The following is a 14,402-nucleotide window of genomic DNA, read 5'->3' as shown; positions in this document are numbered from 1 at the left end:
TCCCTGTTGAACCACCCCCCTGTTTGAGGGAACCTCTTTACCCTGTCAGTCAATATCAGTAGCCATGGATTCAGAGACGCGGGTCCTGCTGGTCGACGGGGACGACGGCCGTGTGGGTGAGACGGCCGACGTGCTCGTGACCGAAGGATTCGCCGTCGATGTCGTCGCAGACGCTGACGAGGCGCTCTCGGCCATGGGCCGGGCGCTGCCCCACTGTGTCGTCTGCGAGTTCGACGTCGGCGACGTGACGGGTGTCGAACTCCTCCGGACGGTCCGGGCGGTCCACGGCGGCGTGCCGTTCGTGTTGTGCACGGCAGACGGGAGCGAAGCGATCGCGGAGCGGGCGGTCGCCGCCGAGGTCGACGGGTACGTCCGGCGCGAGGGGAGCGACTGGCAGGAGCGGCTGCTGGAACGGGTGCGCGAGGCGCAGGCGGTCCAGCCGACCGACCACCAGCTCAAAGAGCGGGCGCTCGACGAGGCACCGGTCGGCATCACCATCGCCGACGCCAACGCGCCGGACATGCCGCTCATCTACACGAACGACGCCTTCGAGCGCCTCACGGGGTACGACCGCGAGGACGTCATCGGGCGCAACTGCCGGTTCCTGCAGGGCGAGGATTCGGACCCCGACGCGGTCCGGCAGATGCGCGAGGCCATCGAGGCCGAGGAGCCGGTGTCGGTCGAACTGGTGAACTACACCAAGACGGGCGAACGCTTCTGGAACAAGGTCGATATCGCCCCCATCCGCGACGAGACGGGTGAGGTGTCGCACTTCGTGGGCTTCCAGACGGACGTGACCGACCGGGTGCAGGCGGAACGGACCGCCGAACAGCGCGCCGCCCAGCTCGCCGCCGAGCGCGAGGGGCTCGAACACCTGCTCGAACGCATCGACGGGCTCATCCAGGAGACGATGGGCGCGCTGGTCGAGGCGACCAGCCGGAACGAGATCGAGACGAACATGTGCGAGTTGCTCGCCGAGACCGACCCGTTCACCTGTGCCTGGACGGGCGAACCCGACCTCGCGGACAACACCGTCCGCCCGAACGCCATCGTCGGCGGCTCCGCGGAGGGTGACGCGATGGTGCTCGACGGGAGCGGTGGCGTGGTCGAGCAGGCGGTCGAGACCGGCGAGGTGCAGGTCGTCGCCGCCGCCGACCTCGCCGACCGCGAGTGGCACGAGGCGCGGGCCGACGAGCCGTTCTCGACGGTCGCGGTCATCCCCCTCGTCTATCGGGACGCCCGCTACGGCGTGCTGACGGTCTACACCGACGACCCGGCGGCGCTGGACGAGCGCGAGGCGACCATCCTCGCCGCACTGGGGCGCATGGTCGCGACGGCCATCTCGGCCGCCGAGACCCGGCGCACCCTCACCGCGGACAACATCGTCCAGCTCTCCTTTACCGTCACGGACCGGTCGGTGTTCTTCGTGGACGTGGCCGAGCGTGCGAACGCGACGCTCACCTACGCCGGCTCCGTCTACCGCGACGACGACTCGCTGGGGATGTTCTTCACGGTCGAAGCGGAGGACCCCGACGAGGTCGCCGACATCGCGAGCGAGTCCGACACCGTCCTCGACACGAAGATAATCACCCGGAACGAGGGCATGAGCCTCATCGAGTTCACCGTCGCCAACGAGGGGCTGCTCTCGACGCTCGCGGCCTACGGTGCGGACGTGAAGGCCATCACGGCGAAACCCGGCACCGCCAGCGTGGAGGTGGAACTCCCGCGCGACGCGAACGCCCGGACCATCGTCGAGACCATCGAGGCCAAGTTCGACGGTATCGACCTCACCGCCTACCGCGAGCGCGAGCGCCCCGCGACGACCAAACAGGAGTTCATCGCGGCGCTGGAGGACCAGCTCACCGAGCGCCAGCTGACGGCGCTCCAGCGGGCGTACTTCGGCGACTTCTTCGAGTGGCCCCGCCCGACCAGCGGCGACGACCTCGCGGACTCGATGGGTATCGCCCGGTCGACGTACCATCAGCATCTCCGGGCGGCAGAACGCAAGCTCGTCGGCGAGTTCTTCGACCGGCCCTGAGCCCCGGCCTGACGGGTCGCCGTCGCTCCGGCTCGCTGAGGCGTCCCCCGTCTATGCCATCTCTCTGCATCCCCTAGAACGGGGTAGATGTCGACCACCCTGACCTACGCGACCTTCCTGGTGCTGTTCGTAGTGGCACCCATCTTCGGGCTCTCGGTCGCGGCACGGCGGCAGGATTTCCCCCTTCCTCGCGAAGGCCTGCTCCCGACCGGGCTCATGGTGGTCGCCGCCCTGGCGTACACCACGCCATGGGACAACTACCTCATCGGGCAGGGCGTCTGGTGGTACGGCCCTGACGCCGTCGCGCTCACCGTCGGCCTCGCCCCACTGGAAGAGTACCTCTTCATGGCCTTCCAGCCGGTGCTCGCGGCCCTGTGGTTCTACACGCTCCGCTGGCCGCTGGTCCACCCCGAGCGGCCACTGCCCGGGCGAGCGCGCCTCGTCGGGACCGTCGGCTGGCTCTTCGTCTCCGCACTCGGCATCTGGTTCCTGACCGACTCGTCGACGTACTACCTCGGTGCCATCCTGGCGTGGGCCTGTCCCGTCGTCGCCCTGCAGTGGGGCGTCGGCGGCCACTACCTCTGGGCGGCCCGGCGCTCGCTCGCGCCCGTCGTCGTCCTCCCCGTGGCGTACCTCTGGGCGGTCGACTGGTACGCCATCGAGCTCGGCATCTGGACCATCTCGCCCGACTACACCACCGGAATCGGGCTGTTCGGCCTCCCGGTCGAGGAGATGGTGTTCTTCCTCGTCACGACCCTGCTCGTCGTCCAGGGCATCGTCCTCTATCACTGGGTGGTGGACCGATGGCGGTAGCCGTCCCCCGCCCGGTCCGGCACGCGGTCGACCGGCTCCTGCGCCCGGAGTGGCTCTTGCTCGGGTTCGTGGCCCTCCCGTTCACGCTCGGGCTCTCGGTCCCGCCCTGGGCCGAGTACCTGCCCCTTCTCGTGAGCATCCTCGTCCTCGGGCTTCCCCACGGCGCGGTCGACCACCTCGTCCCGGCCCGGCTCGACCCCGGCACGTCGGTCCGTCGGTCGGTCGTCCTCGTGAGTGGGCTCTACGCGCTGCTCGGGGGACTCTACCTGCTCGGCTGGTTCCTCGCGCCGGTCGCCGCGTTCGCCTTCTTCATCCTGCTCACGTGGGCCCACTGGGGCCAGGGCGACCTCTACTGCCTGCACGTGCTCTCCGACGGGGCGTATCCGACGACGTCAGCCCACCGACTCCTGACGGTCGCGGTCCGGGGGGCGCTCCCCATGCTGGTCCCGCTGGTCGCGTTTCCGGGCGCGTACGAGTCGGTTCTCGCGGCCACGGTCGGCCTCTTCGGTGCCGACCCGAGCACGGTCGCGTGGGCGTTCACCCCCGAGACGCGCCTCGCGGTCGCGGTCGGCTTCGCCGTGCTCGTCACCGGCTCGCTCGTCCTCGGGGCACGCTCGCCCGACCCGGCGACCTGGAAGCGCGATGCGACCGAGGTCGGGCTGCTCTCGTTCTTCTTCGCGGTCGTCCCGCCCGTCCTCGCCATCGGGGTGTACTTCTGCGTCTGGCACTCGCTGCGTCACATCGTCCGCGTCGTCGGCCTCGACGAACCCTCGGTCGCGGCGCTCGCCCGGGGCGACCTCGTCGGCGCAGTCCGGGGCTTCGCCCGCGACGCCACCCCGACGACGGCCATCTCTCTCGTCATCCTCGCCGGTCTCGCCATCGCGGTCCCGCAGACCCCGGCCGGACTCACCGGGCTCGTCGCCGTCTACCTCGTCCTGCTGGCGGTGCTGACGCTCCCGCACGTCGTCGTCGTTTCGCTGCTGGACCGCCGGCAGGGCGTCTGGTAGCCACGTCGAGTGGCCCCGTTCGCGCCGCCAGAGCTGTAGGAACATCGAGAAAAAAGTTATACACGTCCGTGTTGACGTATCCCATGACTACCATGTCGAGCAACGACCGCACGTCCCGTATTCGGGAGTGGGCGGAACTGATAGGGGAACAGGTTCCGGACGCTATCGATACTCGTGCGAACGGCAGTACCGCCGAGCCACGGCGGCTCGGCGACCGCGAGAACTGAGACCGCGTCCTGTAGTGCTTACGAGATCTTGTCGTACTGCTCGGAGAGCTTCTCGGCGGCCTCGCCGAGCTGGTCGCGCTCCAGTTCGGAGAGGTCCCACTCGACGACCTCCTCGACGCCGTTCGAGCCGAGCTTGACCGGGACGCCCAGGCCGACGTCGTCGTGACCGAACTCGCCCTCGAGCTTCACCGACGCCGGCAGGACCTCGCCGGTGTCGCGCAGGATGGCCTCGACCATGTGGGCGACGCCCGTCGCCGGACCCCATTCGGTCGCGCCCTTGCGCTCGATGACGTTCATCGCGCTCTCTTTCAGGTCACCGAGGATCTCCTCCTTCTCGTCGTCGGAGAACTCGGGGTCTGCGCCGTCGACGCGCACCTTCGAGAACACGGGAACCTGTGCGTCGCCGTGCTCGCCCAGGATGGTCGCCTCGACGTTCTGGACCTGCGTATCGAAGCGCTCGGAGAGGACGTAGCGGAAGCGCGCGGAGTCCAGTCGGCCACCGAAGCCGATGACCTTGTTCCGGTCGCGGTCGCCGGCCTCGTACAGGTGACGGTTGAGCAGGTCGACCGGGTTCGACGTCGTCACCGTGATGAAGTCGTCGTTGTGCTCGGCGAGCGAGGAGCCGATGTCCTCCATGATGGGCGCGTTGTCGCCCGCGAGGTCGATGCGGGTCTGGCCGGGCTGGCGCGGGATGCCGGCCGTGATGACGACGACGTCAGAGCCCGCCGTGTCGGCGTAGGTGCCCTGACGGACGGTCGTGTTCGAGTCGTACGCGATGCCGTGGTTGGCGTCCGCGGCCTGGCCGACTGTCACGTCCTCCTGGTCCGGGATGTCCACGTAGACGAGTTCGTCGACCACGTCACGAAGCGCGAGGTTGTAGCCTGCGGCGGCCCCGACGGTGCCGGCCGCGCCGACTACGCTAACTTTCGCCATAACATCCGAAACTGCTCCCGATTCCGGGTTAAACGTGTCGAAGTCGGCAGTGCTGCGTCTACATCGGGGCGGGGGACAGCCCCGCTCACCCCCCGGACGTTCGGGCAGTTACGACGACCGATACGACACGAAATTTTACATACCGTCACCGGGTGGGTCGACCATGGTTCGATTCGGCAGACGGCGGTTCCTGCAGACGGCTGCGACGGCCGGCGGGGCGACACTCGCCGGGTGTACCAGCAGCATCCCTGGATTCGGCGGGAACGGGAGCAGTGCCGGGGCGTACGTCGACTGGACACCAGCGGCTGGCGGCCCGGCGAACGACGTCGTCGAGACGGGATTCCAGTCCGTCGCCATCGACGAACTCCGGGCACACGAGGCGCACCTGCCCGAGGGCGTCTTGCGTGGTATCGGGTACCGCTACATCCCGAATCACAGCGCACTCACCATCGAGAACACGGACGCGTTCCACACCGCGATACACGTCGGGACGTCCGTTTACACCGGGTCGTTCTCGGCGAGCGACGTGTCCGGAATCGACGAGTTCGCCGATATGCAGGAGTCGACGTACGAGGGGTACTCCGTCTACAGCGGGAACACCGCAATCGCGGTCACCGACGGCGTCTTCATCCACGGCCAGACGGACGAGGGCGTTCGGGCCACCATCGACGTCCACGCCGGTGACGGTGCGCGGGCGTACGACGAGGACGAGGAATTCGCCACCGTCGCCGACACGCTCGGCTCGCCGACCAATCCGAAGGGATTCGTGCTGTCGCCCGTGACGGACCCCGACCCGGCAAATGGCCTGTTCGAGGGCATGGTCGGCGTGGGTTCCACGGTGGACATCGACGGCGAGACGTACGAGGCGACGTACGTCTCGGTGTTCGACGACCCCGAGCGCGTCGTCACCGACCCGATTCTGGAGTACCTCCGGAACCCACAGGGTCTCCGGAACAGCTATCTCTCGCCCGACGACGCCACCGTCGAGCAGTCGGGCCGCATCGTCACCGTCAGCAGCGACGGCGAGACCAGCGAGCTCTGACCGGTCCCGCAGGACTTTCCTCTCCCAAAGTCGTCTATCTCGACATGAGCGAGTTCGACAAGGAGGCAGAGCGCGAGAAGTTGCGAGAGAAGTTCGCAAAGGAGGAGGAAGACCGCAAGACGACACAGCGGATGAGCGAACTCCTCCTGCAGGGTGCGACGATGACGAACCAGCACTGCGACACCTGTGGCGACCCCATCTTCCGGCACAAGGGCCAGCAGTTCTGCCCGAGCTGCCAGGCCGCAGGACAGGAGGCACAGCGCCAGCAGCAGGCACAGCAACAGCAGGCGCAGCAACAGCAGGCGCAGCAACAGCAGGCGCAGCAACAGCAGCAGGCACAGGAGGCCCAGAACCCTGCCCAGGACCAGCAGGCAGACGCCCCGGACCAGCCGTCCCAGTCGGTCGCCGACGCCGATGCCCAGGGCGTCTCGCAGTCACAGTCCGGCGACGATTTCAGCTCGCAGGTCCAGAGCCACACCCCGTCGCGACGCCCCGATAGACAGGCGTCACGCCCCACCCTCGCCGGCGAGTTCGGTGACGCGGAGGCCTCTATCGCCGAGACCATCCGTTACTTCAGCGACGCCGCCGCGAACACGGACGACCCGGCCCGCGCCCGCGAGTGCCTCGCCGCGGTGAAGGAGGCGGCAGAAGCGCTCGGCGCGCTCCGGCGGTAGTTCGTCAGTTCTCCTCGCCCCACTCGAACCAGCGCACGAACGTCACGACGAACCAGACCATCCAGAGCGTGAACGCGACGAGCGCCGCGCCGTAGCCGATGCTCCAGTGCAGGTCGAACACCTGCCCCGCGAGCAGGACGAGCAGCGTGACCACCAGCCCGGGGAAGGTCTTCCGGACGGCGGCGCGGACGGCGTCGCTCACGGCTCGTACTGGCTCCCGATGACCTCCCGGATGCGCTCGGCGGTCACCTGACCGACGCCGTCCACTTCGAGGAGGTCGTCCTCGTTCGCGCACATGACCTCCTCGACGGTGCCGAAGTGTGCCAGCAGCGACCGGGCGGTGACCGGGCCGATGTCGGCGATGGCCGAGACGACGTACTCCTGCTGTTCGGGCAGGGTCTTCTTCGACTTCTCGCCGTGGACCGACACCTCGCGCCCGCTCGCTTCCTGTTCGCGTTTCGCGATGACCGCGAGCAGGTCGCGGGTGTCGGCCTCGCCCTCGGTCCGCAGGACGCTCACGCCGAAGTCCACCGCCAGCGACGCGAGTGCGCCCCGGATGGCGTTGGGGTGGATGTCCCGCGACCCGAGCAGGCTGTCGTCGCCCTCGATGACGAGGATGGGGCGGGCGTAGTGCCCGGCCATGTCGCGCACCTGCTCGAACACGGAGCGGTCACTTCCCGTCAGGGTGTCGAGGAAGTCGGAGACCGACTTGCGCTCGACGGCGACGCGGTCCGAGAGGACGTAGTCGCCCACGGCGAGTGTCTCGAGCCGGGTCGTCACGCCCTCGCGCGTCGAGAGGTCCCGCGGAATCGAGGAGTCCATCTCGCGCTGGTCGATGACGATCTCGACGGTGTCGTCGTCCTGCGGTTCGGCGGCCGCGACCACGCCGTCGTCGGCGTCGGACTGGGCGGCCGTCTCTGCCGCCTGGTCGCCGTCGTCCGCGCCCGCGTCGGTCTCGGCCTCCTCGTCGCCGTCCGCGTCGTCACCAGCGCCGAACTCCTGCAGGCCGGGCTGGCTGTCCGCGCTCGCGCCACCGTCGGCGGCTGCCCCGGCCTCGGCCTCGGCTTCCGTGTCACCCCCGTCGGACTCGCCACCGGCGAACGCGGCGAGGCTCTGCTGGGAGTCGTCGAGTTGCTCCTCGACGTTCTTCGCGACGCCCTTGAGCTTGCGAAGCTCGCTCTCCATCTGCTTCTCCTTCCGTCGGGAGATCCAGAAGTACGCCTCGTCGCGGGTGTCTTCGGCCATCAGCACGACGACGCGACCCTCGTCCTGGCGACCGGTCCGGCCCTTGCGCTGGATGGACCGGATGGCCGTCGGGACCGGCTCGTAGAAGAGCACGAGGTCGACCTCCGGTACGTCCAGGCCCTCCTCGGCGACCGAGGTCGAGACCAGCACCTCGAACTCGCCCGCCTTGAACTGTTCGAGGGTCTCCTGTTGCTGCTTCTGGGTCATCCCGTCCGAGCCCTCCTTGTCGCCCTGGCCGACGAAGCGCCGCGTTTCGAAGTGGTTCGAGAGGAACTCGGTGAGGGCTTCGGCGGTGTCGCGGGACTCGGTGAACACGATGATGCGCTCGCCGTCCTCGATGCCGAGCGTCTGGGCGAGCAGGATTCTGGCTTCGCGGTACTTCGGGTGGATGTCGTCGAAGGACTCCGTTCTGCGAATCGCCTCCCTGACCTTCGGCTCGGACACCATGCGCTGGCTGGCCTTCGACGCGCCGGAGGCCCGGGCGGCGTTCTGCTGGCGCTCGAAGTATCGTCGAGTCGCCTCCACGCTCTGGGTCTCGACGTAGGTGACCGCGGTCCGCAGCTTGCGGATCTCCGCGAGCAGGCTCATGCCCTTGAACCCCGCCGACTGGTCGTTGTCCATCATCTGGCGCAACTGCGCCGATATCTTGTTTATCTGGGTCTCCGAGAGGTCCGGCGAGGTCGCCTTCGTCACGCCGATCTCTTTGAGCTTGCCGAGACGGTCCGCGATGACCTCGTTCAGGGCGTCGCGAATCTCGATGACCTCGTCTGGTAACTGTATCTTCTTCCACTCGACCTCGGTGTCGTGGGTGTACTCCGAGACGTCGGCGTCGTCCTCGGTCATCACCTCGACCTCGCGCAATCCGAGGTTCTCACACACCTCCAGAATCTCCTCTTCGTCGCCGCCGGGCGACGCGCTCATGCCCGTCACCAGCGGGTCCGCGGCGTCCTGGTGGTACCGCTCTGCGATGTAGTTGTAGGCGTAGTCGCCCGTCGCGCGGTGACACTCGTCGAAGACGATGTGTGTCACGTCGCGAAGCGAAATTCTGCCACCGACGAGGTCGTTCTCGATGACCTGCGGCGTCGCCATGACGACCGTCGCGTCCTCCCACAGGGCGGCGCGGTCGTCCGGGCGCACGTCGCCGGTGAACACGACGATCTCCTCGTCCGGTATCTGGAGTGCCTCGCGGTAGAACTCGGCGTGCTGTTGCACGAGGGGTTTCGTCGGCGCGAGCATCAGCGACTTCCCGCCGACCTCGTGGAGGCGGCGGGCGGTCACGAGCAGGCTCACGGTCGTCTTCCCGAGCCCGGTCGGCAGGCAGACGAGGGTGTGGTCCTCGGTCGCCGTCCCTGCGAGCTGTAACTGGTAGAGCCGGCGCTGGAGGAAGTTCGGCGCGAGCAGCGGGTGCTCGACGGACGCCTCGTCGGTGGCAGCCATCGCCCGAGAATTCGGCGTCCCGCCGTTTAAGACTTCGCCGACCGGGGTGAAAGTGAAGTCGGGCTTCGTGACGGTCCCGTCGCTCCCTGCCAGTGAAAGGGCCGACCGCGATGAAAGTGGAGACGGCGCGGTCAGCCGTGTGAAACGACAGGCGGCGGGTTGGGGGGAGAGTTGGGGGGAGTCCGCCGCACGGTGTCGTTCGTCTCACCACGACGGTGACTGGGCGACGAAGTCGCCAAGAACGCCGGAGATGTCGGCGTATCGTCGTGGCTGAAAATGGGAAGTACGCGTACCGTAATAAATCTGCCGAGTCTCTCAGTCCACGAGTTCGAGCACGAGCCCCAGCAGTAGCTCCTCCTCGCCGATAACGGCCGCCACGATCGCGAGGAGTACGAGGACGATCAGTGCCGCGACGAGCAGTTCGAGCAGTGTCATACCAGAGACTGATCGCTGCGAAATCGAATATGTCGGGCCTACACAACTAGACGGGGCCGGTGTGGCTCAGACCGGCAGCGAGCCCGTCAGCGCCAGCATCACCCACGCCGTCACCGTGGCCGCGATAGGGATGGTGAGGTTGTCGTCGATGACGTAGCCGCCGATGACCGGCTTCACGCCGTCGGCCAGGGTGGCCGCGACGGCCGCCGCGACGGCCACGAACGCCGGCAGGAACGGGAGGGCGAACGCGAGGCTGACGAGGAACATCGCCACCAGCACCCGCGGCTGCTTGACGCTCCGCAACTCGCCCGACGAGAGCAGCCCGCTGATGGGGTCGCCGATGGTCAGCATGTACATCGCAGGGATGGCGACCGCGGGCGGGAACAGCAGGCCGGCGAACGCCCCGCCGATCATGTACAGCGCGTAGCCCGCGAGGTTGTCCTGTTCGTACTCCCGGGTGAGCTTATCGAAGATGGCCCAGTCCAGGCCGACGAACAGCCGCACGGCTTCCAGGACGAGTGCGACCCCCATCGAGAGGACCAGGAACGCCTGGACCGCTCGCCAGGAGATTGTCGGCACGCCGTCGAGCTGGCTCACGAGGTACGCGGTGGGCAGGACCGCACCGGTCGCGTGCACCAGTCGTCGGGCCACCTCGTCGCGCATCTCAGAGGGTGTCGAACGTCCGTTCGCCGGTTCTGAGCGCGGTCAACACGTCGGCCAGCTCGTCGAGGTCGACGCGGACCTGCTCGGTCGAGTCGCGCTCGCGGATGGTCGCCGTCCCCTCCGGGTCGGCGTCCAGGGTCACACAGAACGGGGTGCCGACCTCGTCCTGTCGCCGGTAGCGACGCCCGATGGAGCCGGAGTCGTCGTAGGCGACCGAGAGGCCGCGCTCGCGCAGTTCCGTCGCGACCGACTGGGCCGTCTCGGGGAGGCCGTCCTTGCTTGTCAGCGGGAAGACGCCGACGAACGTCGGGGCGACCTCCGGCTTCAGCGCGAGGTAGCTGCGCTCTTCGCCCTCGACCTCGTCCTCGCGGTAGGCGTGGTGGACGACGGTGTACAGGGCCCGGTCGACACCGAACGACGGCTCGATGACGTGTGGGACGATGTGCTCGCCGGCCTCGGTCTCCTCGCTCACCTCGAAGTTGACGTGCTCGGACGGAATCTCGTAGGCCTCGCCGTCGACCTCGACCTCGACGCTGTCGCCGTCGAAGGCGCTCCGGTCGCGCTCGGCGAGCGTCTGCAGCGCCTCGCCGATGTCGGCGGCCGCGCCACCGAACTCGGGACCGAGGTAGCTCATGTCGGGGTCGACCGTCGCGCGCTCGACGTGCTTTGGCTCGTCGTACTGCTTGAACAGCGTGAAGTCCTCGTCGCTGTAGCTGCCGTGCTTGGAGAGGTCGTAGTCGCCGCGGTTGGCGAAGCCGGCGAGTTCGATCCAGTCGCCGTCGACCAGCGCCTCGGCGTCCCAGCAGTCCGCCGCGTAGTGGGCGAGCTCGCCCGAGAGGTGCTGGCGGAACCGGAACTTCTCCATGTCGATGCCGATGCGGGTGTACCACTGCTTCGCGAGGCCGAGGTAGTACGCGACCCACGCGTCCGAGATGATACCCTCGTCGACGGCGTCGCCGATGGCCATCGTGACGGGCTCGCCGTCGTCCGATTCCTGCATCTCCGCCGAGTACAGCGGCGCTTCCACGTCACGAACCACGTCGAGTGCCGGCTCGTCCTCTTCGGGGTCGATGAACAGTTCGAGCTCGGCCTGCGTGAACTCGCGCAGGCGCAACAGCGACTTCCGCGGGGAGATCTCGTTGCGGTACGCCGGGCCGATCTGCGTGACGCCGAAGGGCAACTGGTTCCGGGCGTACTCTTTCAGCTGGGGGAACTCCACGAAGATACCCTGTGCCGTCTCGGGGCGGAGGTAGCCGGGCTGGGAGGAGCCCGGGCCGATGCTCGTCTGGAACATCAGGTTGAACTCCTCGATGGCCTGGCCCGCCAGGTCCGCGCCGCAGTTCGGGCACGTGAGCTCGTGCTCGGCGAGCAGGTTCTCGACCTCCGGAATCGGGAGGCTCTCGGCCTCCTCGATGCCGGTGTTGTCCTCGATGATGTGGTCGGCGCGGTGGCTGGCGTGACACTCGGGGCACTCGACGAGCATGTCGTCGAAGCCGTCGAGGTGGCCCGACGCCTCGAAGACGGGCTCGGGCATCACGATGGGTGCGTCGACCTCGAAGTTACCCTCCTTCAGGGTGAAGCGCTCGCGCCAGGTGTCCTCGATGTTCTCCTTGAGGGCCGCACCCTGTGGGCCGTACGTGTAGAAGCCGGAGACACCGCCGTACGCGCGGCTGGACTGGAAGAAGTAGCCCCGGCGCTTGGCGAGTTCGACGACGGTGGCCGTCTCAGTCATACAGTGCCTCCAGCAGGTTCAGGTCCCGCACGATGCCGACCAGCTGGTCGCCCGACACCATCGGGACCTGCTCGATGTCGTGGCGGATGAGCAACTGGGCGGTCTCCTCGGCGGTCTTCTTCGTCGACACCGTCACGAGGTCCTCGGTCATGAACTCCGAGACCGGCTCGGCCGGAATCTCGACGTTCCGGGTCGGCAGGTAACGGCCGCCGACCGCCTTGATGCCTTCCCACATCCACTCGTCGTCCTCGTTGGCGATGGAGTCACCGGTGTCGTCCTCGCCCTCGACGATGCGGGCGACCTCGATGATGTCGACCTCGGTCAGCATGCCGGCCATGTCGGCCTCGTCGTCGAGGACGACCGCGTAGGGAACGTTCGCGTAGTAGAGCTCGCGCTCGGCGACGGGCAGTGGCGTCCCCGAGTACGTCGTGTTCACGTCCTTCGTGGCCAGGTCACCGACCACAGCGTCAGTCTTGGCGTCCCCGCGGGCGATGGCGTGGACCACGTCGGTGACCGTGATGATGCCTTCCAGTTCGCCGTCGACGACGGGCACGCGGCGGGCGCGCTCCTCGACCATCAGGCGGGCGACGTCCGCGATGGACGTGTCGTCGGTCGTCGTCGGCACGTCCTCCATCAGGAGGGCCAGCTGGTCCTCGTCGGGTCGCTCGATGAGGCTGTCCCGGGAGACGAGACCGCGGTACTCCTCGCCGTCCTCGGTCGGCTTTACCACTGGGACCGAAGAGAACCCGTGCTCCTGCAGGTACGACAGGACGTCGTCACGGGTACCCGGCAACTCGACGGTCACCAGCTCGGAGCGGGGGGTCATCGCGTCGGCTACTTTCATATCGGCTCTATAGGTTCAATCGCCGCATAAAGCCCCTGTTTCGTGTGCGGAACCGTGACGCCCTCGCCCGCGACAGCATATATAAAACAGTGCCGGGTATGTCAGGCTCGAACGACGAGCCGGCCGGTAGCGGACACGAGCGTCGCGATATGGGGCAGCGTCAGTTCTTCTCGACCTCGCCCGGGCCGGGCGCTGACGGGCTCCAGTCGTCGATGCGGTCGGCGTGCGGGACGAACTTCTCGTGGGAGTCGTGCTTGAACACGCCGAGGATGTCACCCGGGAGCGTCTGGACGTACGTGTAGAACTCGCCCTCCTCCTCCGCGTCGTGGACCATCCCGGCCGCGTGGCGGAGCTCGTACTGGCTGGCGATGAAGATGACCGTCTCCGTGTCGGGGTCGATGTACTCGGCGACGAGGAACACGTTCCCGTCCATCTCGCGGCGGTACACCTCGTACTTCGGGAACTGCTTGCCCTCGAAGGCCTCGCTGAAGTCCTCACCCATGTTCGACGGGACGACGTACACCAGGCCGAACCGGTTGTCGTCGTCGTCGCCTGCACGGCGGTTCCGCGGCGCTGTGTTCGCCGCCATAACCGTGACCGCCTCCCAGCCCTCTTCGCGGCGCTGTTCGGCCATCAGTTCCATCTCCTCGAGTGCCTGTTCCCACGCGTTCGAGAGGACGTCCGCGTTGCTCGCGATTCGCTCGGCGTAATCTATGTCCTCACCGGACTTGGGCACGTCTGGCATATGTCCACACACATGGTGTGGAGTCTGATAAGGGTGTCTTTGTTTCTCGCAGCGCCTCAGCCGATGAATACAGCTGCCGCGCTGGCGACCCCGGGCTGTGCGATGCCGAAGACGAACTCCATCGCCATCGACAGCGCGAGCATGAACACCGCGGCCAGCAACAGCTTCGCGTGGACCGAGAAGCGGTCGTCCGGCGCGATGGCGAACCAGCGCACCGGCGGCAGCCACGAGACCAGCCGTTCGAGGCGAGTCTCGCGACGCCCGCCGACCGTCGTCTCGGCCTTCTTCTGGCGGTCGTCACCCGAGGTGACGAACGTGCTATCCCCGGGCCCCTGTGACGCGCGGGGCGACGGCGGGCGAAGCTGGAACGAGGCGTACGCGAGCAGGGCGAATCCGACCCAGAACAGGACGTGTTTCGTGGTGTAGAGCGTCCCCCGCCCGGAGAGTTCGAGGAAGGCCGACGCCCCCGCGACGAACAGGGCAACGACGAGGCCGTACACGACGGCTTCGAGGGTCTTCCGTGTCAGCCGTCTGGCGGCGACCACTTCGGGCGGAGCGTCGCTCATC

General features: G+C 67.7%; 14 protein-coding genes. 6 read left to right on the top strand and 8 right to left on the bottom strand.

All coding sequences use genetic code 11. The features are described from left to right. Positions 1-64: 64 nt before the first annotated feature. The 4 genes from ACSC1S_RS16395 to ACSC1S_RS16380 all read left to right on the top strand — a co-directional run bounded on the left by ACSC1S_RS16395 (position 65) and on the right by ACSC1S_RS16380 (position 4,085). Positions 65-2,038 carry a bacterio-opsin activator domain-containing protein gene (locus ACSC1S_RS16395; protein ID WP_435365224.1) on the top strand — a complete coding sequence of 658 codons (1,974 nt, stop codon included), beginning with the start codon at positions 65-67 and terminating at the stop codon, positions 2,036-2,038. Positions 2,039-2,125: 87 nt separating this feature from the next. After that, positions 2,126-2,851, top strand: a complete 726-nt coding sequence (locus ACSC1S_RS16390; protein ID WP_435365223.1) for a lycopene cyclase domain-containing protein — start codon at positions 2,126-2,128, stop codon at positions 2,849-2,851. Beyond that, positions 2,842-3,858: a Brp/Blh family beta-carotene 15,15'-dioxygenase gene (locus ACSC1S_RS16385; RefSeq protein ID WP_435365222.1), complete on the top strand. Its 1,017-nt coding sequence runs from the start codon at positions 2,842-2,844 to the stop codon at positions 3,856-3,858. The genes ACSC1S_RS16390 and ACSC1S_RS16385 overlap by 10 nt, the downstream gene beginning before the upstream one ends. A gap of 83 nt (positions 3,859-3,941) precedes the next feature. Continuing rightward, positions 3,942-4,085, top strand: a complete 144-nt coding sequence (locus ACSC1S_RS16380; protein ID WP_435319892.1) for a hypothetical protein — start codon at positions 3,942-3,944, stop codon at positions 4,083-4,085. Positions 4,086-4,103: 18 nt separating this feature from the next. Here the strand turns inward: ACSC1S_RS16380 and mdh are convergent, their stop codons facing one another. Continuing rightward, entirely contained in the window at positions 4,104-5,018 is a 915-nt protein-coding gene (mdh, locus tag ACSC1S_RS16375) for a malate dehydrogenase (protein WP_435319891.1), read from the bottom strand. Positions 5,019-5,181: 163 nt separating this feature from the next. Between mdh and ACSC1S_RS16370 the strand changes: the two genes are divergently transcribed. Next, positions 5,182-6,060 (top strand): hypothetical protein, encoded by an 879-nt coding sequence (locus ACSC1S_RS16370; RefSeq protein WP_435365221.1) that lies wholly within the window; start codon positions 5,182-5,184, stop codon positions 6,058-6,060. Positions 6,061-6,104: 44 nt separating this feature from the next. Beyond that, positions 6,105-6,734, top strand: coding sequence for an Sjogren's syndrome/scleroderma autoantigen 1 family protein (locus ACSC1S_RS16365; protein ID WP_435365220.1), 630 nt, complete (start codon positions 6,105-6,107; stop codon positions 6,732-6,734). Positions 6,735-6,738: 4 nt separating this feature from the next. Here the strand turns inward: ACSC1S_RS16365 and ACSC1S_RS16360 are convergent, their stop codons facing one another. The 7 genes from ACSC1S_RS16360 to ACSC1S_RS16330 form a co-directional block, all read right to left on the bottom strand. Continuing rightward, positions 6,739-6,936, bottom strand: a complete 198-nt coding sequence (locus tag ACSC1S_RS16360) for a hypothetical protein (RefSeq protein WP_435365219.1) — start codon at positions 6,934-6,936, stop codon at positions 6,739-6,741. Further along, positions 6,933-9,416 (bottom strand): DEAD/DEAH box helicase, encoded by a 2,484-nt coding sequence (locus ACSC1S_RS16355; RefSeq protein WP_435365218.1) that lies wholly within the window; start codon positions 9,414-9,416, stop codon positions 6,933-6,935. Before ACSC1S_RS16355 ends, ACSC1S_RS16360 begins: the two co-directional genes overlap by 4 nt. Before the next feature lie 501 nt (positions 9,417-9,917). Continuing rightward, complete coding sequence (locus ACSC1S_RS16350) at positions 9,918-10,514, bottom strand: dolichol kinase (protein ID WP_435365217.1); 597 nt, start codon at positions 10,512-10,514, stop codon at positions 9,918-9,920. Between the two features lies 1 nt (position 10,515). Then, entirely contained in the window at positions 10,516-12,246 is a 1,731-nt protein-coding gene (glyS, locus tag ACSC1S_RS16345) for a glycine--tRNA ligase (protein WP_435365216.1), read from the bottom strand. After that, positions 12,239-13,090 (bottom strand): CBS domain-containing protein, encoded by an 852-nt coding sequence (locus tag ACSC1S_RS16340; protein WP_435319884.1) that lies wholly within the window; start codon positions 13,088-13,090, stop codon positions 12,239-12,241. Before ACSC1S_RS16340 ends, glyS begins: the two co-directional genes overlap by 8 nt. A 160-nt stretch (positions 13,091-13,250) precedes the next feature. Next, positions 13,251-13,835, bottom strand: coding sequence for a DUF7529 family protein (locus ACSC1S_RS16335; protein ID WP_435365215.1), 585 nt, complete (start codon positions 13,833-13,835; stop codon positions 13,251-13,253). A gap of 56 nt (positions 13,836-13,891) precedes the next feature. Then, a complete protein-coding gene (locus ACSC1S_RS16330) occupies positions 13,892-14,401 on the bottom strand; it encodes a DUF7555 family protein (protein WP_435365214.1) in 510 nt (169 codons plus the stop codon). Between the last annotated feature and the right edge of the window lies 1 nt (position 14,402).

The organism is Haloarchaeobius pelagicus (assembly GCF_051207375.1).
Taxonomy (GTDB): domain Archaea; phylum Halobacteriota; class Halobacteria; order Halobacteriales; family Natrialbaceae; genus Haloarchaeobius.
Note: the sequence above shows the minus strand (reverse complement) of the source record. Positions and strands in the feature narration are given on the sequence as shown.

Bases quoted from the DNA above. Each gene is read 5' to 3' on its own strand.
- ACSC1S_RS16395 (WP_435365224.1), top strand. From the start codon at position 65: ATGGATTCAGAGACGCGGGTCCTGCTGGTCGACGGGGACGACGGCCGT.
- ACSC1S_RS16390 (WP_435365223.1), top strand. From the start codon at position 2,126: ATGTCGACCACCCTGACCTACGCGACCTTCCTGGTGCTGTTCGTAGTG.
- ACSC1S_RS16385 (WP_435365222.1), top strand. From the start codon at position 2,842: ATGGCGGTAGCCGTCCCCCGCCCGGTCCGGCACGCGGTCGACCGGCTC.
- ACSC1S_RS16380 (WP_435319892.1), top strand. From the start codon at position 3,942: ATGACTACCATGTCGAGCAACGACCGCACGTCCCGTATTCGGGAGTGG.
- mdh (WP_435319891.1), bottom strand. From the start codon at position 5,018: ATGGCGAAAGTTAGCGTAGTCGGCGCGGCCGGCACCGTCGGGGCCGCC.
- ACSC1S_RS16370 (WP_435365221.1), top strand. From the start codon at position 5,182: ATGGTTCGATTCGGCAGACGGCGGTTCCTGCAGACGGCTGCGACGGCC.
- ACSC1S_RS16365 (WP_435365220.1), top strand. From the start codon at position 6,105: ATGAGCGAGTTCGACAAGGAGGCAGAGCGCGAGAAGTTGCGAGAGAAG.
- ACSC1S_RS16355 (WP_435365218.1), bottom strand. From the start codon at position 9,416: ATGGCTGCCACCGACGAGGCGTCCGTCGAGCACCCGCTGCTCGCGCCG.
- ACSC1S_RS16350 (WP_435365217.1), bottom strand. From the start codon at position 10,514: ATGCGCGACGAGGTGGCCCGACGACTGGTGCACGCGACCGGTGCGGTC.
- glyS (WP_435365216.1), bottom strand. From the start codon at position 12,246: ATGACTGAGACGGCCACCGTCGTCGAACTCGCCAAGCGCCGGGGCTAC.
- ACSC1S_RS16340 (WP_435319884.1), bottom strand. From the start codon at position 13,090: ATGAAAGTAGCCGACGCGATGACCCCCCGCTCCGAGCTGGTGACCGTC.
- ACSC1S_RS16335 (WP_435365215.1), bottom strand. From the start codon at position 13,835: ATGCCAGACGTGCCCAAGTCCGGTGAGGACATAGATTACGCCGAGCGA.
- ACSC1S_RS16330 (WP_435365214.1), bottom strand. From the start codon at position 14,401: ATGAGCGACGCTCCGCCCGAAGTGGTCGCCGCCAGACGGCTGACACGG.